Annotated in this window: 13 protein-coding genes; 7 read left to right on the top strand and 6 right to left on the bottom strand. The window is 66.5% G+C overall.

Going from position 1 to position 15,954, the window contains the following annotated elements; all coding sequences use genetic code 11:
- Positions 1-22 precede the first annotated feature (22 nt).
- Both UNPF46_RS25425 and UNPF46_RS25430 read right to left on the bottom strand, forming a co-directional pair.
- Positions 23-1,813, bottom strand: coding sequence for an acyl-CoA dehydrogenase C-terminal domain-containing protein (locus UNPF46_RS25425; RefSeq protein WP_100177988.1), 1,791 nt, complete (start codon positions 1,811-1,813; stop codon positions 23-25).
- Between the two features lie 102 nt (positions 1,814-1,915).
- On the bottom strand, positions 1,916-2,299 hold the full coding sequence (locus UNPF46_RS25430; protein WP_174718994.1) for a nuclear transport factor 2 family protein: 384 nt from the start codon (positions 2,297-2,299) through the stop codon (positions 1,916-1,918).
- Positions 2,300-2,503: 204 nt separating this feature from the next.
- On the opposite strand from UNPF46_RS25430, the gene UNPF46_RS25435 reads away from it, so the two are divergent.
- On the top strand, positions 2,504-3,094 hold the full coding sequence (locus UNPF46_RS25435; protein ID WP_142251861.1) for a PadR family transcriptional regulator: 591 nt from the start codon (positions 2,504-2,506) through the stop codon (positions 3,092-3,094).
- Between the two features lie 11 nt (positions 3,095-3,105).
- On the opposite strand, the gene UNPF46_RS38755 is transcribed toward UNPF46_RS25435, so the two are convergent.
- The gene (locus UNPF46_RS38755) at positions 3,106-3,393 is read right to left on the bottom strand and encodes a DUF2934 domain-containing protein (RefSeq protein ID WP_430649769.1); all 288 of its coding nucleotides are present in this window, start codon (positions 3,391-3,393) and stop codon (positions 3,106-3,108) included.
- A gap of 167 nt (positions 3,394-3,560) precedes the next feature.
- On the opposite strand from UNPF46_RS38755, the gene UNPF46_RS25445 reads away from it, so the two are divergent.
- The 3 genes from UNPF46_RS25445 to UNPF46_RS25455 all read left to right on the top strand — a co-directional run bounded on the left by UNPF46_RS25445 (position 3,561) and on the right by UNPF46_RS25455 (position 9,060).
- Positions 3,561-7,004, top strand: coding sequence for an SEL1-like repeat protein (locus tag UNPF46_RS25445; RefSeq protein ID WP_181770100.1), 3,444 nt, complete (start codon positions 3,561-3,563; stop codon positions 7,002-7,004).
- A gap of 371 nt (positions 7,005-7,375) precedes the next feature.
- On the top strand, positions 7,376-8,293 hold the full coding sequence (locus UNPF46_RS25450; protein WP_142251828.1) for a sulfite exporter TauE/SafE family protein: 918 nt from the start codon (positions 7,376-7,378) through the stop codon (positions 8,291-8,293).
- Complete coding sequence (locus UNPF46_RS25455) at positions 8,290-9,060, top strand: TIGR02186 family protein (protein WP_100177992.1); 771 nt, start codon at positions 8,290-8,292, stop codon at positions 9,058-9,060. The genes UNPF46_RS25450 and UNPF46_RS25455 overlap by 4 nt, the downstream gene beginning before the upstream one ends.
- A 232-nt stretch (positions 9,061-9,292) precedes the next feature.
- On the opposite strand, the gene UNPF46_RS25460 is transcribed toward UNPF46_RS25455, so the two are convergent.
- Entirely contained in the window at positions 9,293-10,066 is a 774-nt protein-coding gene (locus tag UNPF46_RS25460; RefSeq protein WP_097657208.1) for an MBL fold metallo-hydrolase, read from the bottom strand.
- A gap of 13 nt (positions 10,067-10,079) precedes the next feature.
- Positions 10,080-10,991 (bottom strand): DMT family transporter, encoded by a 912-nt coding sequence (locus UNPF46_RS25465; protein WP_142251829.1) that lies wholly within the window; start codon positions 10,989-10,991, stop codon positions 10,080-10,082.
- 96 nt (positions 10,992-11,087) lie between these two features.
- Here UNPF46_RS25465 and UNPF46_RS25470 point away from each other — a divergent pair, with 96 nt between their 5' ends.
- Positions 11,088-11,951, top strand: a complete 864-nt coding sequence (locus tag UNPF46_RS25470) for a LysR family transcriptional regulator (RefSeq protein ID WP_142251830.1) — start codon at positions 11,088-11,090, stop codon at positions 11,949-11,951.
- Positions 11,952-11,987: 36 nt separating this feature from the next.
- On the opposite strand, the gene UNPF46_RS25475 is transcribed toward UNPF46_RS25470, so the two are convergent.
- Positions 11,988-12,233, bottom strand: a complete 246-nt coding sequence (locus UNPF46_RS25475) for a hypothetical protein (RefSeq protein WP_100177995.1) — start codon at positions 12,231-12,233, stop codon at positions 11,988-11,990.
- A 205-nt stretch (positions 12,234-12,438) separates the two neighbouring features.
- Here UNPF46_RS25475 and UNPF46_RS25480 point away from each other — a divergent pair, with 205 nt between their 5' ends.
- The gene (locus tag UNPF46_RS25480; protein WP_181770101.1) at positions 12,439-14,955 is read left to right on the top strand and encodes a glycogen/starch/alpha-glucan phosphorylase; all 2,517 of its coding nucleotides are present in this window, start codon (positions 12,439-12,441) and stop codon (positions 14,953-14,955) included.
- Between the two features lie 168 nt (positions 14,956-15,123).
- Positions 15,124-15,939: an acyl-CoA thioesterase gene (locus UNPF46_RS25485; protein WP_100181254.1), complete on the top strand. Its 816-nt coding sequence runs from the start codon at positions 15,124-15,126 to the stop codon at positions 15,937-15,939.
- The last annotated feature ends 15 nt before the right edge of the window (positions 15,940-15,954 follow it).

Below are 15,954 nucleotides of genomic sequence, written 5' to 3' on the forward strand. Positions count from 1 at the left end.
CGATCATTCGTGGGCGAAAGACTCAGAACGCTTCCGCGGGCAATTCCATGATGGTGGCGCAGCCGGCCTGGATGCGCGCGAGATTGGCGGCGGTCTCCGGCAGCATCCGCTCCATGAAGAAGCGGCCGGTGACGAGCTTGGTCGAGAGATAGGGCGTCGCCCCGCTCTCGGCAATCTTGGCGTTCGTCACCTTCGCCATCTTCGCCCACATGTAGCCGAGCGCGACGAAGCCGAAGAGATGCAAATAATCGGTTGCGGCAGCACCCGCATTGTCAGGCTTCGCCATCGCGTTCTGCATCAGCCAGGTCGTCGCCTGCTGGAGATGGCCGAGCGAGGTCGAGAGCGGGGTGATGAAGGGCTTCAGCGCCTCGTCGCCGCCGTTCTCCTTGGCAAAGGCCATGACCTCGCCAAAGAAGGCCATGATGGCGCGGCCGCCGTCGCGCGGCAGCTTGCGGCCGACGAGGTCGAGCGCCTGAATGCCGTTGGCGCCTTCATAGATCATGGCGATGCGCGCATCGCGCACGAACTGCTCCATGCCATGCTCGGCGATGTAGCCGTGGCCGCCATACATCTGCTGCGCCTGCACCGCGTTGGCGAAGCCATAGTCGGTGAGGAAGCCCTTCAGCACCGGCGTCATCAGGCCCATGTGATCGTCGGCAGCCTGGCGGTCCTTCGGGTCTTCGGAGCGGTGGGCGACGTCGCTCTTCAGCGCGGTCCACATCACGAAAGCGCGCGCGGCTTCGTTGAAGGCGCGGATCGAGAGCAGCGTGCGGCGCACGTCGGGATGCACGATGATCGGGTCGGCCTGCTTGTCCGGCGCCTTGGCGCCGGTCAGCGCGCGGCCCTGGATGCGCTCGCGGGCATAGGCGACGGCGTTCTGATAGGCGACTTCCGACTGCGCGAGACCCTGAACGGCGACGCCGAGGCGGGCCTCGTTCATCATCACGAACATCCCCTGCATGCCCTTGTTCTCTTCGCCGATCAGCCAGCCGGTGGCGTTGTCGTAGTTCATCACGCAGGTGGAATTGCCGTGGATGCCCATCTTGTGCTCGATCGAGCCGCAGACGACGCCGTTGCGCGCGCCCACCGAACCATCGGCATTCACCAGGAACTTGGGCACCACAAACAGAGACACGCCCTTGATGCCGGCCGGCGCGCCCTCGATGCGGGCGAGCACGAGGTGGATGATGTTGGGGGCGAGGTCATGCTCGCCGGCGGAGATGAAGATCTTGGTGCCCGTGATCTTGAAGCTGCCGTCGGCCTGGCGCACCGCCTTGGTGCGGAGCATGCCGAGATCGGTGCCGCAATGCGGCTCGGTCAGGTTCATGGTGCCGGTCCACTCGCCGGCGATCATCTTCGGGACGTAGGTCTGCTTCTGCTCGGGCGTGCCGTGCACCAGGAGCGCCGCGGTCGCGCCCATGGTGAGGCCGCCATACATCGAGAACGCCATGTTGGCGGAGATCTGGAATTCGTTGACCGCTTGCGAGAGCGTCACCGGCAGGCCCTGGCCGCCGAACTCGGTCGGCGCCGAGAGACCGAGCCAGCCGCCCTCCGCGACCTGCTTGAACGCTTCTTTGAAACCCTTCGGCGTGGTGACGCTGCCGTCATCGGCGCGCTTGCAGCCTTCGAGGTCGCCGACGCGATTGAGCGGCTGCAGCACCTCTTCGGCGAGCTTGGCGGCTTCACCCAGAATGGCCTCGCGCACGTCGCTCGATGCGTCCGAGAAACCGGCAAGGTTGTCGTAACGGTCGATCTGGAAGACGTCGTTGAGCAGGAAGTTCACGTCTTCGACGGGGGCTTTGTAGATCGGCATGGGGTTCTCCCGGCAATGGGCCTTGAAGCGGTGATAGCAGCGTGTTTCCTGCGGCGCAGCCTTGCCCGCGAGCTTAGCGGGTTCTGCAACCTCAGGGCAGTGTCATGATTGGGCGGCCAGCTGCTCCGCCATCAGGCGGTGCAGCATGTTGATCGCCTTGAGCGGACGCACCATCACCTTGAAATGGGTGATGCGCCCTTCGGCATCGAAGCTGATGATGTCGACACCGTTGATCTCGATGCCGTCGATCATGGTCTTGAATTCGAGCACGGCGCCGCGCTCGCTCTGCCATTCGCCGACATAGGTGAAATCGGGGCCGCCGAGCACCTGCTCGGCGCTGGAGAGGTATTTGAAGGTGATGTCGCGCCCGCGCTGAGGCGTGTGGACGACCGGGCTTTCGAACACGGCGTCGGGATGCAAGAGGTCCCAGAGCGCGGTGCGGTCGTGTGACTTCATGTAGGCGTACCAGGAATCGAGGCCGGTCATTCTCAGCTGCCTCCCTAAAGGCCTGGACAAAAAATGCGAAAACAACCCCATGCACAGTAGCGAGATGGTTGATTCCGCTGGCTTTTTCAGGTCGGATCTGAAGCCCGTCCCGTTGCGTTTCATATGCACATTGACGCATATGCGCCAATGCGCATAAAGTCAAGCGAGATGGGCGAGGTCGAAGAAACAAGGAGGCCGGTGGTCATGGCGCTGGGCGACGCAATCCTCGCTTGCCTGACGGAACGTCCGATGACGGGCTACGAGCTCGCCAAGACGTTCGATTCCTCGATCGGCTTCTTCTGGAAGGCCGACCACCAGCAGATCTACCGCGAGCTCTCCAAGCTGCGCGACCGCGGCCATATCCAGGGCCGCGAGGTCGTCCAGTCGGGCAAGCCCAATAAGCTCATCTATACGCTGACTCCCGAAGGCCGAACAGCGCTGCGGCACTGGGCCGCGCGGCCGAGCACCCCCCCTTCGATCAAGGATGACCTGCTGGTTCGGCTGCATGCGCTCGACAGCATCGACATCGAACCCATGCGCACCGATCTGATGGCCCGGCTGGAGCACCATCGCGACCGCCATGCCAATTACGAGCGCATCCTCAAAAAGCGTTTCCCGGATGGTACGGCCGAGGGCCGGCTCGATCTCGGTAATCTGCTGCTGCTCCGCCTCGGCGCCCGCCACGAGCAGATGGTGGCCGATTTCTGCGAGGAAGCGCTCGAGGCCCTGTCGGCGACGAGCGGCAAGGGCACCGTGGTGCCGCTCGAGGATGGCAAGCGCGAGGGAAAGGGCTGAGGCCGGCCCCGTTAGACCGGCAAATTGTCGGTCATTCCGGGCGGCACCTCGTCTTGCTTTGATCGTTCAGCCAAAAGCTCCTTTTCAGCCTCGTACCAGAACGTATCCATCTTCCCGCTTGGCTCGCCGGCACTTTTCCAGATCTCATAGGCGCGCTTGCGAACGTCTTCTTCGGTCAGACCTGCCATCTCGAGCCATCCTTCGTTGCTGAAGTTCCAAGCTGCCAGCCCCCCGGAGAGTTCCTGGCAGGGCGGGATTTCGATCGCGTCCAACGGGCCAGGCAGGTCGAGGCCGCCCAACTTTAAGACACCCGGCCGGCGTTCCTTAACCCGTTATTTACCGTAACGGACAAAAGTCGGTTTTCGAGGCAGACGACCCGCGCCAAATTCGATTGTCTTTGCAACCGGCACGCGTGGGAAGGCTGGAGGCGCCGGGTGGGGCGCCGGAGTCGGAACCGGACAGAGTCATGAATTCGCGCGTATCGTGGAGTGTGGACGGCATCGATCCATCCGTCAGGGAGCGGGCCGAAGCTGCTGCGCGTCGTGCGGGCATGTCGCTCAACGACTGGCTGAACTCCACGCTCGGCGAGACTGCCCCGCCAAACTTTCGCGCCCCTTACGATCAGCGTCCGCAAGCCCCCCAGATTCCGAGCCAGGAAAGCCGCGAAGTCGCCGACATCCACCAGCGGCTCGACGCGATCACCCAGCAGATCGAACGGATTTCAAAGCCCGCGCCGCGCCAGGATTCTTCGCGCCAGGACCCGTCGCAACAGGACGTCTCGCGCGAGCAGGGCGTCGCACGCCAGCTCAACGACGCGATCTCGCGGCTCGATGCGCGGCTGTCGCAGATCTCCCGCCCGCAGCAACCGCAGCCTCAGCCGCCGCGGCCCGCACCGGCTCCCTCACCCGTTGAAGCGCGCCAGCGCCAGGCCGATGCGGTCGAGCGCGCGGCAGCTCAGGTCTATCGCAACGCCCCGCCCCTGAGCCCCGCATCGTTCGACGTCGCCGTCGCCGAGATCACGGCGCGCCAGAGCGAGCTCGACGGCTTTACGCCGCGGCAGATGCCGCCGCGCGCCGCACCGTCGATTGCGCCCGCAGCCGCGCCTTACATGCCCCCGATGGCGCCGCCCGCGCCTGCCTATGCTCCGCCGCCACCGCCGCCGGGGCCGGATTTCTCCTCGCTCGAGCGCCATCTGCTCAAGATCACGAGCCAGATCGAATCGCTGCAGCGGCCCGACAATACCGAGCAGGCGATCAACGCCTTCCGCAGCGAACTCGCCGAGATCCGCGCCGCCATCACCGAGGCGATGCCGCGGCGCGCGATCGAATCGATCGAGAACGAGATCCGCTCGCTGCACCGCCGGATCGACGAGACGCGCTCCAACGGCACCGACGGCCAGGTGCTGGCGGGCATCGAGCACGCGCTGTCCGACATCAAGCAGGTGCTGCGCACGCTGACGCCGGCCGAGCAGCTCACCGGCTATGACGAGGCGATCCGCAATCTCGGCGCCAAGCTCGACCTGATCCTGCGCGCCAATGACGATCCCTCGACGGTGCATCAGCTCGAAAGCGCGATTACGGCGCTGCGCGGCATCGTCTCCAACGTCGCCTCCAACGAAGCGCTGGCGCGGCTTTCGGACGACGTGCAACTGCTGTCGTCCAAGGTCGACCAGGTCACCCGCGCCTCCGGCCCCGGCGACAGCTTCGCGGTGCTGGAGCAGCGCATCGCCGCGCTCACGGCTGCGCTGGAAACCCGCGAGCGGCCGCAGCCGTCCGAGAGCACCGAGCATCTGGAAGCCGCGATCCGCGCGCTCTCGGACCGTTTCGACCGTATGCAGGTCGGCAACGATTCCGCCTCGACCTTCGCGCATCTCGAACAGCGCGTCTCGTATCTGCTGGAGCGGATCGAAGCCGCCTCCGACCCGCGCAACGGCAATCTGAGCCGTGTCGAGGACGGGCTGCACGACATCCTCAGGCATCTGGAACGGCAGCAGGCGACCTATTCGGCCCTCGCCGAGAGCCGCAACTCGGCGCCCGCCGATTCCGGAATGGTCGATCTGGTCAAGCGCGAGCTCTCCGACATCCGCTTCAGCCAGGCCGAGACCAACCGCAGCACCCAGGACTCGCTCGAAGCCGTTCATAGCGCGCTCGGCCATGTGGTCGATCGCCTTTCCATGATCGAAGGCGATCTGCGCGCCGTGCGCACGGCGCCGCAGCCGATGGCCATGCCCATGGCTGCTCCCATGGCTGCTCCGATGGCGCACGCCCCTGTTGCGCGCGAGCCGCTGCCGCAAGCCCAGCAGCAGCCGAAATACGATCCGAAGCCGGAGCTGCCGAACCCTGCCGCCGCGCAGGCGCAGCAAACCGCCTTCGCCGCCGCGCCGCGCGAATTCCACGCCGCTGCCGCGCCCGCCGCGCCGCCGCCGCCGGTGCCATCGGCTCCGCCAGTGCCACCGCGCGCGATCAGCGAAATTCTGGAGCCCCATACCTCACGCGCGGCGCTCGCGCCCGAATTGCCGCCGGATCACCCGCTCGAGCCGGGCACGCGGCCGGGCGGGCGCGTCGCCACGCCGTCGGAGCGCATCGCCGCCTCCGAGAGCGCGATCAGCGACATTCCCGCCGCGCCAAAAGAGCCGGTGTCGTCGTCGAGCTTCATCGCGGCCGCCCGCCGCGCTGCCCAGGCTGCTGCCGCGCAGCCGGAGAAGCCGGCGCGCGGTGCCAAGGGTGGTGCAAAGGCCGGGGCCGATCGTGCCAAGGACAAGGGCAAGGACGGCGGTTCGACCTTCACCTCGAAGATCCGCTCGCTGCTGGTCGGCGCGAGCGTGGTCGTGATCGTGCTCGGCACCTTCAAGATGGCGATGAACCTGCTCGAGGGCAGCCCGCCGCCGGCGCCGCAGGCCATGGACAATACGTTGAGCCAGCCCGCGCCGCAGGCGCCGCCGCCGGTGATCGAGAACAAGCCCGCCACGCCCGAGCAGGTCACGCCGTCGATGACCTCGCCGACGCCGATCGGCCGGCAATCCCAGAACAACGCCGCGCCGGCCGCTCCCGCGCCCGGTCCGGCCAGCTCGGCCTCGGTTGAGATTCCGCCGGCGCCCGCCGCAGCGGTGCCGCCACCTGCCGCGAGCAGCGACATCACTGGCGCACTCTCCGGCGCGAGCCGCGCCAAGCTCAGCCTCGTCCAGGTACCGCCGAGCGAAAAGCTGCCTGACGGCATCGGCGGCCCTGGCCTGCGCAGCGCCGCGATGAGGGGCGATGCGACCGCGGCCTACGAGATCGGCGTGCGCTTTGCCGAGGGCAAGGGCGTCGCCACGAACTACGACGAAGCCGCGAAATGGTACGACCGCGCCGCGCAGGCCGGGGTGATCCCCGCGACCTTCCGCCTCGGCACGCTCTATGAGAAGGGCCTCGGCGTGAAGAAGGACGCCGACATCGCCCGCCGCTACTACACCCAGGCCGCCGAGCGCGGCAACGCCAAGGCGATGCATAATCTCGCGGTGCTCGATGCCGATGGTGGCGGACGCGGCGCCAACTACAAGAGCGCGGCGCAGTGGTTCCGCAAGGCCGCCGATCGCGGCGTCGCCGACAGCCAGTTCAACCTCGGCATCCTCTATGCCCGCGGCATCGGCGTGGAGCAGAACCTCGCCGAATCCTACAAATGGTTCAGCCTGGCGGCCGCCCAGGGTGATGCGGATGCCGCCGGCAAGCGCGACGACGTCGCCAAGCGCCTCGACCCGCAATCGCTCGCTGCCGCCAAGCTCGCGATCCAGACCTTCAGCGCCGAGCCGCAGCCCGACGACGCCGTCAACGTTGCGGCCCCGAACGGCGGCTGGGACAGCGCGCCGCAGGCCAGCGCCAAGCCCGCACCGAAGCCGGTCGCAGCCAAGCGCTCGGCCTCCGCGGCGCATTGAAGGCGAATAGCTCTTAGGCCGACAGAACGCGCCGCACGCTCGGAGCACCTCTTCCGCTCGCGGGAGAGGTCGGCGTCCGGGGCGATGCGAAGCATCGTCCCCCGCGCCGGGTGAGGGCTTTCTCCTCTCGGGGGTTGTCCCGCTGTGGAGATACCCTCTCCCCAGCCCTCCCCCGCAAGCGGGGGAGGAGCGCATCTCGCGCTGTCGCAACGATCGAGCCCAATTCACACCCGTTTTCCGCATTCACCACGCCCGAAATTCCCGGTCCCTCCCGCCTCCGAATTCCGCTATTGAGGGACGCGGCAATCGTTCCGACCGTCCGGCGGGCATTTGCGCACACTCGATCCGTCTCGCCGGAGCGTGGTCCATCGATGCAGCTCTACCTTCCGATCGCCGATCTTCCCGTCAACGTCTTCCTGGTGCTGGCGATGGGCGCGGCCGTGGGCTTCGTCTCGGGCATGTTCGGGATCGGCGGTGGCTTCCTGATGACGCCACTGCTGATCTTCATCGGCATCACGCCGGCGGTCGCGGTGGCATCGGTGGCGAGCCACATCGCGGCCTCCTCCTTCTCCGGTGCACTGTCCTATTGGCGACGGCGCGCGATCGATCCGGCGCTGGCAAGCATGTTGTTATGCGGCGGCGTCACAGGAACGGCGCTCGGCGTGTGGACCTTCACCCAGCTCCGTGCGCTCGGCCAGCTCGATCTGATGATCGCGCTCTCCTACGTCGTGCTGCTCACCGCCGTCGGCAGCCTGATGTTCTCCGAAGGCCTGCGCGCCCTGATGCGGACCCGGCGCGGCACGGTGCCGCCGCGACGCACGCACAACTGGATCCACGGCCTACCGCTGAAGATGCGCTTCAAGCGCTCGAAGATCTACCTCTCGGTCATCCCCGTGGTGGTGGTCGGCATCATGATCGGCTTCATCGGCGCCATCATGGGCATCGGCGGCGGGTTCATCCTGGTGCCGATCATGATCTATCTCTTGCGGGTGCCGACCTCGACGGTGATCGGGACCTCGATGGTGCTGACGCTGGTCACCATGCTGTTCGCGACCATGCTGCACGCGGTGACCAATCATCTCGTCGACGCCGTGCTGGCGCTGATCCTGATGGTCGGCGGCGTCACCGGTGCGCAGTTCGGGGCGCGTGCCGGCCAGAGGATCCGCGGCGAGCAGCTGCGGCTGCTGCTCGGGCTCCTGATCCTCTCGGTCGGGATCCGCTTCGCGATCGAGCTGGTGATCCAACCCTCGGATCTCTTCACCATCCGCGAGATGGGAGTGAGCGGATGATCCGCGCAACGCTGGCCCTCCTGTTCGTCCTGCTGCTCGGCCCGGCCGCGCGCGCCGAGCGGCTGATCGTGTCGGTCTCCAACCACCGCGTCACGGTGACGCCGAACTATTCCGGCGAGGAGCTGGTGCTGTTCGGCTCGGTCGAGAAGGACGCCACGACGCCCGCCGACCGCAAGGCCTATGACCTCGTCGTCACCGTGATGGGCCCGCGCGCCGACATGGTGACGCGGCGGAAGGAACGCACCTTCGGCATCTGGATCAACACCGACTATCGCCAATTCCTGCAGGTGCCGAGCTATCTGGCGCTGTTCGCCAACCGCCCCTTCGAGGCCATCACCTCGCCCGAGATCGCGCGGCGGCAGCAGATCGGGCTCAACAACGTGCTGCTGACGCAGCGGGTCAGCGGCGACTTTGCCGACGTGGTGCCGAACGACGCTTTTCGGTCCGCGTTCATTCGCTTGCGCACCCAGCGCGGGCTCTATCGCGAGGACGGAAGCGCCGTGACGTTCCTGACGCCGACGCTGTTCCGCACCGGCATTCCACTGCCGGCGGAGGTGCCGATCGGGACCTATGACGTGGAGATCAAGCTGTTCGCGAACGGCGCCTTCATCGGCAAGACCGAGACCGCGTTCGAGATCGTCAAGGTCGGCTTCGAGCAGTTCGTCGCCACCACCGCCCGGCAGAACGGACTGATCTACGGCCTCGTCACCGCCGCGATGGCGCTGATGACGGGCTGGATGGCGTCGATCGTGTTCAGGAAGGATTAGTCACCTTCATTGCGAGGAGGGTGGTTGCGTTTGTCGCGCTCCTCCCGCTCGTGTCCCGGACGCGCCGCAACGCTCTTGGCGTTGCGGCGCAGAGCCGGGACCCAGAAAGCCAAGCAGTCGAATGCGGAGGCATGGGCCCCGGCTCAGCAGCGCACCGCCGAAGAGGCGCTGCGCTGCGTCCGGGGCACGAGACCTGCGTTCATGCAACGCCGTCAGAACGGCGAAGTGGCGGCTACGGCGCCTCCACCACTGTCGGGACGCCCGGCTCCAGCAGCCGCAACCGCGTTCCGAAGCCGAGCGCGTCGAAGGTCTTGCGCAGATCCTCGCCGTTCTGGCGGAAATGCGCCCAGCCTTCAGTATGCAACGGCACGATCGTCGCATCGGGGAAGGCGCGCGCGGTCTCGATGGTGTCGTTGGTGTCCATGGTGAGATGGAACGGCCCGCGCGTCTGCGCGGCGCCGGCGAAGGGCAGCACCACACCGCATTTGAAGCGGCGCGCGACCTCGGCGACGCCGTCGAACCAGGTGGTGTCGCCGCTGACATAGACCGCGCTGGTGTCCTTGCGGCTCGATGCCACCACGAAGCCGATGACGTCGCCGGACAGCGGCTCGATCCCGGCCGGGCCATGGCGCGCCGGCGTCGCGGTGATGGTCAGCGTGTTGCCGTCGCCGTCTTTCAGCTGCGCGGTGCTCCACGGCGCAAGCCCTTCGACATGGCCGCCGAGGCGCTTTGCGCCCGCCTCCGTCGTCAGCACGCGCTTGACCTTGTGGAGAAGGTCGCGGCCCGAATTGTCGAGATTGTCCGAATGCTGGTCGTGGCTGAGCAGCACGGCGTCGACCGGGCCGATCGCATCGGCCTTGAGCGCGGGGCCGATGGTCTTCTCCAGCGTCACATGCGGCAGCTGATAGGCGCCGGGCGCATCGAAGGTCGGATCGGTGAGCAGGCGGAAGCCGTCGATCTCGATCAGCGCCGTCGGGCCGCCGATCAGGGTGATGGAAACGGGCATGAAAGTTCTCCTCTTACGCGACGGGCTTTGCGGGGCGCGTCACCAGGTAGATGCCGAGCGCAACCGGAATGATGCCGAGCAGGTCACGCGCCTCGACGTGCTCGCCCAGGACGAGATACGCGAACAGCATGCCGAGCGGCGGCATCAGGAAATGATAGGCGCTGGCGGCGGTCGCGCCGCACACTTTCAGGAGATGGAACCAGAGCCAGTAGGCGAGGATCGAGCCGCCCAGCACGAGGAAGGCGAAGGCGCCGATCAGGCTGGGCGTGACATCGATCGCGTGGATATCGGCGAAGGTGAGCGCGACCGGCGTCAGCGCGAGGCCGGCGGCCAGGTTCTGCACGCCGTTGCCGATCCACAGGCTCCCCTTCGGTGCGAGCAGCTTGAACAGAATGGTGCCGGCGACGATCGAGGCGAGCGAGGCCAGCGTGAACACGATGCCGTGCAGGGAATCGGTGCCGACCGACAGCCGATGCCAGACGATCAAGGTCACGCCGGCGATACCGAGCAAAAGGCCGCCGGCCTTGCGCCAGGTCATGCCTTCACCGAGCAGCAGCGCCGCGAGCGCCGCCGTGAAGACCGGATTGGCCGAGACGATCAGGCCGCCGAGGCCGGCGGAGACCGATTGCAGGCCGGTGTAGCCGAGGCCGAGATAGAGCGCGTTGTTGGCGATGCCGAGCACCGCGAAAACAGCGGCGTCGCGCCAGGACAGCGACCAGGCCTCGCCGCGGATCAGGGTGGCCCCCAGGATCAGGACGCCGGCCAGCGAGAAGCGCGCGGCGAGCAGGATCAGCGGCGGGCAATGGGTGACGCCGATCTTGCCGGCGACGAAGGCGTAGCTCCAGAGCAGGCAGAACAGGCCGATGGCGAGCGGCAACGTGTTGAAGCGGCCGCGCGAGGCCGAGATCGAGGGGGCAAGCGACATGGGTGATCTCCTGGGCCCTCGATCTAGGGACGCCGCTTGTCATTTGGAAATTAAATGATTAACTGCCGATAAGTGGATTTTCGAATGGAGGCGGCCATGCTCGATCTCGAGCTGCTGCGCAGCTTCGTCTCGGTGGTCGAGGCCGGCGGCTTCACCCGCGCCGGTGAGCGCGTCCACCGCACGCAGTCCACCGTCAGCCAGCAGATCAAGCGGCTGGAGGACGACATCGGCCAGGTGCTGCTGCATCGCGACGGCAAGACCATTCGCCCGACCGAGGCCGGCGAGCGGCTGCTCTCCTATGCGCGCCGGCTGCTCTCGCTGGCCGAGGAGGCGCGCGACGTGCTGCGCCAGCCCGGCGGCGAAGGCGCGATCCGGCTCGGCATCCCCGAGGATTTCGCGGCGTACCGGCTGACCAAATTGTTGGGCGCGTTCGCGCGCTCGCATCCCGGCCTGCGGCTCGACGTGCGCGCCGACCAGAGCAAGCACCTCGCCCGCGATCTCGAGCGCGGCGAGCTCGACCTTGCGCTTTTCAAGCGTGCCGCCGGTGAGAAGGGCGCGATCGCGGTGTGGCCCGAGCGGGTGCATTGGGTCACCAGCAAGAGCCATCCGGTGGATGTCCACGCCGCATCCGTGCCACTGATCGGCTTCCCGACCGGCTGCCTCTACCGTGCAGGCGCCATCCACGCGCTGGAAAGCGTCGGCCGCGCCTGGCACATGGCCTATTCCTCGTCGAGCCTTGCCGGAATCCAGGCCGCGGTCGCCGCCGGCATGGGCCTCAGCATCCTGTCGGAGATGTCGATCCAGTCCGACCACCGCGTGCTGACGGCCAAGGACGGCTTTGCGCCGATCAACAGGACGGAGGTGGCGTTGATGGCCGCGCCGGATGCGAGCCCGGCAACGCTGCGGCTTGCGGATCGTCTCGCCGAGTTTTGCGATGCGGTGCAGGCCAAGGCAGCGTGAAGGCGGCTTGAATTCCTCAGCGTCGCCGCCCGCCCCTCAATTCGCCGCGGACATCAGCCTGGTGCCGCACGCATTCGCATAGAACTTGCCGCCGCATTGGCGCTTGATGGCGGCGCAGCGGGAAGCGGGCGAGGCATTCTGTGGAACGGTGAAGCCGCAGCTCAAACCGTCGGCGCTGCGGCCGGGCTTGCCGGCGGCCAACGCGGCACTGGAGGCGCTGATGCAGACGACGAGCAGGGCCGCGGCGGCGATTTCGATCAGCACTCGCTTCAGCAGTTTCATGGGAATGCTCCTCCACACTGATGGCTGAATCTGTCTGCAATCTAGCACCGAATCCCGGCTTCTCCGTGCTCGTCCGGGTTCCCAAAGCGGCCCGTTCCTTGCATAAATTTACGCCAGCGCAGTGCACGGCCGCACCAGTGACAGTTCCGGTGCAAGGGCAGGACGCGTAGGGTTAGTGGTGTTCTTTCGACAGGAAGTGACGGCTTTGCAAGATCAATCGTTCCAGCCCGGTTTTCCCGCTCCCACGCAGCCCATCGACGAGCTCGCGCTGGCTGAAATCAAGGGCGCGATCCTGGCGAAGCTGCGGCTTGCCATCGGCAAGGATGCCGGCATGGCGACCCGGCACGACTGGTACCAGGCCGCGGCGCTGGCGCTGCGCGACCGCATCGTGCATCGCTGGCTCACCGCCGAGAAGCACAGCTACGATGCGGGACGCAAGCGCGTCTATTACCTCTCGCTCGAATTCCTGATCGGCCGTCTGTTCAGCGACGCGCTGAACAACATGGGGCTCTTGAAGATCTTCGAGGTCGCGCTCGGCGATCTCGGCGTCTCGCTGCCGGAGCTGCGCAAATGCGAGCCGGACGCAGCCCTCGGCAATGGCGGCCTCGGCCGGCTCGCCGCCTGCTTCATGGAGAGCATGGCGACGCTGTCGATCCCTGCGATCGGCTACGGCATCCGCTACGATTACGGCCTGTTCCGCCAGATCATCAACCAGGGCTGGCAACAGGAGTATCCGGACGAATGGCTGAGCTTCGGCAACCCCTGGGAATTGCAGCGGCCCGAGGTGATCTACGACATCAATTTCGGCGGCGGCGTCGAGCATGTCGACGACAAGGGCCGCGACCGCGCGATCTGGCATCCGGGCGAGACCGTGCAGGCGATCGCCTATGACACGCCGATCGTCGGCTGGCGCGGCCAGCACGTCAACGCGCTCCGCCTGTGGTCGGCGCGCTCGCCCGATCCGCTCAAGCTGGATGCCTTCAACCGCGGCGACTATGTCAGCGCCAGCGCCGAGCAGTCGCGCGCGGAAGCCATCTGCAAATTCCTCTATCCCAATGACGAGAGCCCCGCGGGCCGCGAGCTTCGGCTGCGCCAGGAATATTTCTTCGTCTCGGCCTCGCTGCAGGATCTGATCAAGCGGCATTTGTCGTCGGACGGCCAGCTGCGCAGCCTGTCGTCCAAGGTGGCGGTGCAGCTCAACGACACCCATCCGAGCCTTGCCGTCACCGAGCTGATGCGCATCCTCGTCGACCTGCACAATTTCCGCTGGGACGAGGCCTGGAAGATCACGGTCGCCACGCTCTCCTACACCAACCACACGCTGCTGCCCGAGGCGCTGGAGACCTGGCCGGTCGAGCTGTTCGAGCGGCTGCTGCCGCGGCATCTCGAGATCATCTACCGCATCAACGTGCAGCATCTTGCGCTCGCCGAGGCGCGCTGCCCCGGCGACATCGACTTCCGCGCCTCGGTCTCGCTGATCGACGAGAAGAGCGGGCGCCGCGTGCGCATGGGCCAGCTCGCCTTCGTCGGCTCGCACCGCATCAACGGCGTCTCGGCGATGCATTCGGACCTGATGCGCGAGACCGTGTTCCACGACCTCAACCATCTCTATCCCGGCCGCATCACCAACAAGACCAACGGCATCACCTTCCGCCGGTGGCTGATGCTGGCGAACCCGAAGCTGACCGACCTGCTCCGCGAGACCTGCGGCGAGGCCGTGCTCGACGACCCGACCCAGCTGTCGCTGATCGAGGCGCGCGCCAGCGACGTCGAATTCCAGAAGAAGTTCCGCACCGTCAAGCTGCACAACAAGACCGCGCTGGCGCGCCTGATCGGCGAGCGGCTCGGAATCAAGGTCGACCCGACCGCTTTGTTCGACGTGCAGATCAAGCGCATCCACGAATACAAGCGCCAGCTGCTCAACGTCATCGAGACGGTCGCGCTGTACCAGGCGATCAAGGACGATCCCAACGGCAATTGGGTGCCGCGGGTGAAGATCTTCGCCGGCAAGGCTGCCGCGAGCTACCGCTATGCCAAGCTGATCATCAAGCTGATCAACGACGTCGCCGAGGTCGTCAACAACGATCCCGCCATCGGCGGCAAGCTCAAGGTCGTGTTCCTGCCCGACTACAATGTCAGCCTCGCCGAGGTGATCATTCCCGCCGCCGACCTCTCCGAGCAGATCTCGACCGCCGGCATGGAAGCGTCCGGCACCGGCAACATGAAGCTGGCGCTCAACGGCGCCATCACCATCGGCACGCTCGACGGCGCCAATATCGAGATCCGCGACCATGTCGGCACGGAGAACATCGCGATCTTCGGCATGGAGGCCGGCGACGTGATGATCCGCCGCAAGCAGGGGCTCGACGCCTCCGACGTGATCCGGAATTCGCCGAAGCTGCAGCGCGCCATCAACGCGATCGGCGGCGGCGAGTTCTCGCCGGGCGATCCCGGCCGCTTCGAATCGATCGCGCATGCGCTGCGCTATCTCGACCATTACATGGTCAGCGCCGATTTCGATTCCTATTACGAAGCGCAGCGCGCGGTCGATGCGCGCTGGCTGGTGACGCCGGCCTGGACGCGCGCCTCCATCCTCAACGTGGCGCGTATGGCCTGGTTCTCCTCCGACCGCACCATCCGCGAATATGCCGAGGAGATCTGGGACGTGCCGGTCAACCCGACCACGCCGCTGCTGCCGAACCTGCGCGACGTCGCAGGCTGATTTTCCGCGGCATGGAAGCGTGCGTGATCTGCGAGGTCATTGCACAGCCATCCAATGGCTGTGATATGACGACCGTCATTCCGGGGCGGCTCGTAGAGCCGAACCCGGAATCTCGAACTTCCGGGTTCGATGCTGCGCATCGCCCCGGAACGACGGACGGAGATGAAAATGCACGCCAAGCTTCCGCACCCCTTCGACGAGGCGACCCGCATCACCGCCGGTGACTCGAGCTGGCAGGGGCACACCAGCGATGATTACTGGGCCTTTGTCGGCCCGTTCGGCGGCGCCACCGCCGCGACGATTCTGCGCGCGCTGATCGAGCATCCGCAACGCGCCGGCGATCCGCTGGCGCTCACCGTCAATTACTGCGCGCCGATCGCCAAGGGCCCGTTCGACCTCGACGTGCGGCTGGTCAAGGCCAACCGCTCCAGCCAGCACTGGAGCGTCGAGCTCAGCCAGGGCGGCGGCGAGGTCGCAACGCTCGCCACCGCGGTGTTCGCCGAGCGGCGACCGTCCTGGGAGCACCGGGTGGCGCAATACCCGGATGCAAAACCGTTCGAGGAGACGCTGCCGTTTCCGAAGATCCAGGCGTCCTGGGCCAACCAGTACGAATTCCGCTTCGTCGAGGGCGAGATGCGGATCGGCCCGCCGCAGGCCGAGCTGGCCAGCACCTATTCGAAGATCTGGATCAGCGACCGCACGCCGCGCAAGCTCGACATGCTGTCGCTGATGTCGATGTCGGACGCCTTCTTCGGCCGCATCTTCCACGCACGCCGCGAGCTGGTGCCGTTCGGCACGGTGTCGCTGACGACGTACTTCCACACCGACGGCGAAGAGCTCGCGGCCGAAGACATCACGCGCGTGCTGGCGACGGCCGACTCTAAGATCATGCACAAGAGCTACGCCGACCAGAACGCCGAGCTGTGGTCGCCGAACGGACGCCTGCTCGCGACCACGACGCAGATCGCGTATTTCAAGGCGTGATCTTCTTACCCTCTC

It is taken from the genome of Bradyrhizobium sp. UNPF46, from assembly GCF_006658625.1.
GTDB lineage: Bacteria > Pseudomonadota > Alphaproteobacteria > Rhizobiales > Xanthobacteraceae > Bradyrhizobium > Bradyrhizobium nitroreducens.

Coding starts and splice junctions, on each gene's coding strand:
- UNPF46_RS25425 (WP_100177988.1), bottom strand. CDS start 1,813: ATGCCGATCTACAAAGCCCCCGTCGAAGACGTGAACTTCCTGCTCAAC.
- UNPF46_RS25430 (WP_174718994.1), bottom strand. CDS start 2,299: ATGACCGGCCTCGATTCCTGGTACGCCTACATGAAGTCACACGACCGC.
- UNPF46_RS25435 (WP_142251861.1), top strand. CDS start 2,504: ATGGCGCTGGGCGACGCAATCCTCGCTTGCCTGACGGAACGTCCGATG.
- UNPF46_RS25445 (WP_181770100.1), top strand. CDS start 3,561: ATGAATTCGCGCGTATCGTGGAGTGTGGACGGCATCGATCCATCCGTC.
- UNPF46_RS25450 (WP_142251828.1), top strand. CDS start 7,376: ATGCAGCTCTACCTTCCGATCGCCGATCTTCCCGTCAACGTCTTCCTG.
- UNPF46_RS25455 (WP_100177992.1), top strand. CDS start 8,290: ATGATCCGCGCAACGCTGGCCCTCCTGTTCGTCCTGCTGCTCGGCCCG.
- UNPF46_RS25460 (WP_097657208.1), bottom strand. CDS start 10,066: ATGCCCGTTTCCATCACCCTGATCGGCGGCCCGACGGCGCTGATCGAG.
- UNPF46_RS25465 (WP_142251829.1), bottom strand. CDS start 10,991: ATGTCGCTTGCCCCCTCGATCTCGGCCTCGCGCGGCCGCTTCAACACG.
- UNPF46_RS25470 (WP_142251830.1), top strand. CDS start 11,088: ATGCTCGATCTCGAGCTGCTGCGCAGCTTCGTCTCGGTGGTCGAGGCC.
- UNPF46_RS25475 (WP_100177995.1), bottom strand. CDS start 12,233: ATGAAACTGCTGAAGCGAGTGCTGATCGAAATCGCCGCCGCGGCCCTG.
- UNPF46_RS25485 (WP_100181254.1), top strand. CDS start 15,124: ATGCACGCCAAGCTTCCGCACCCCTTCGACGAGGCGACCCGCATCACC.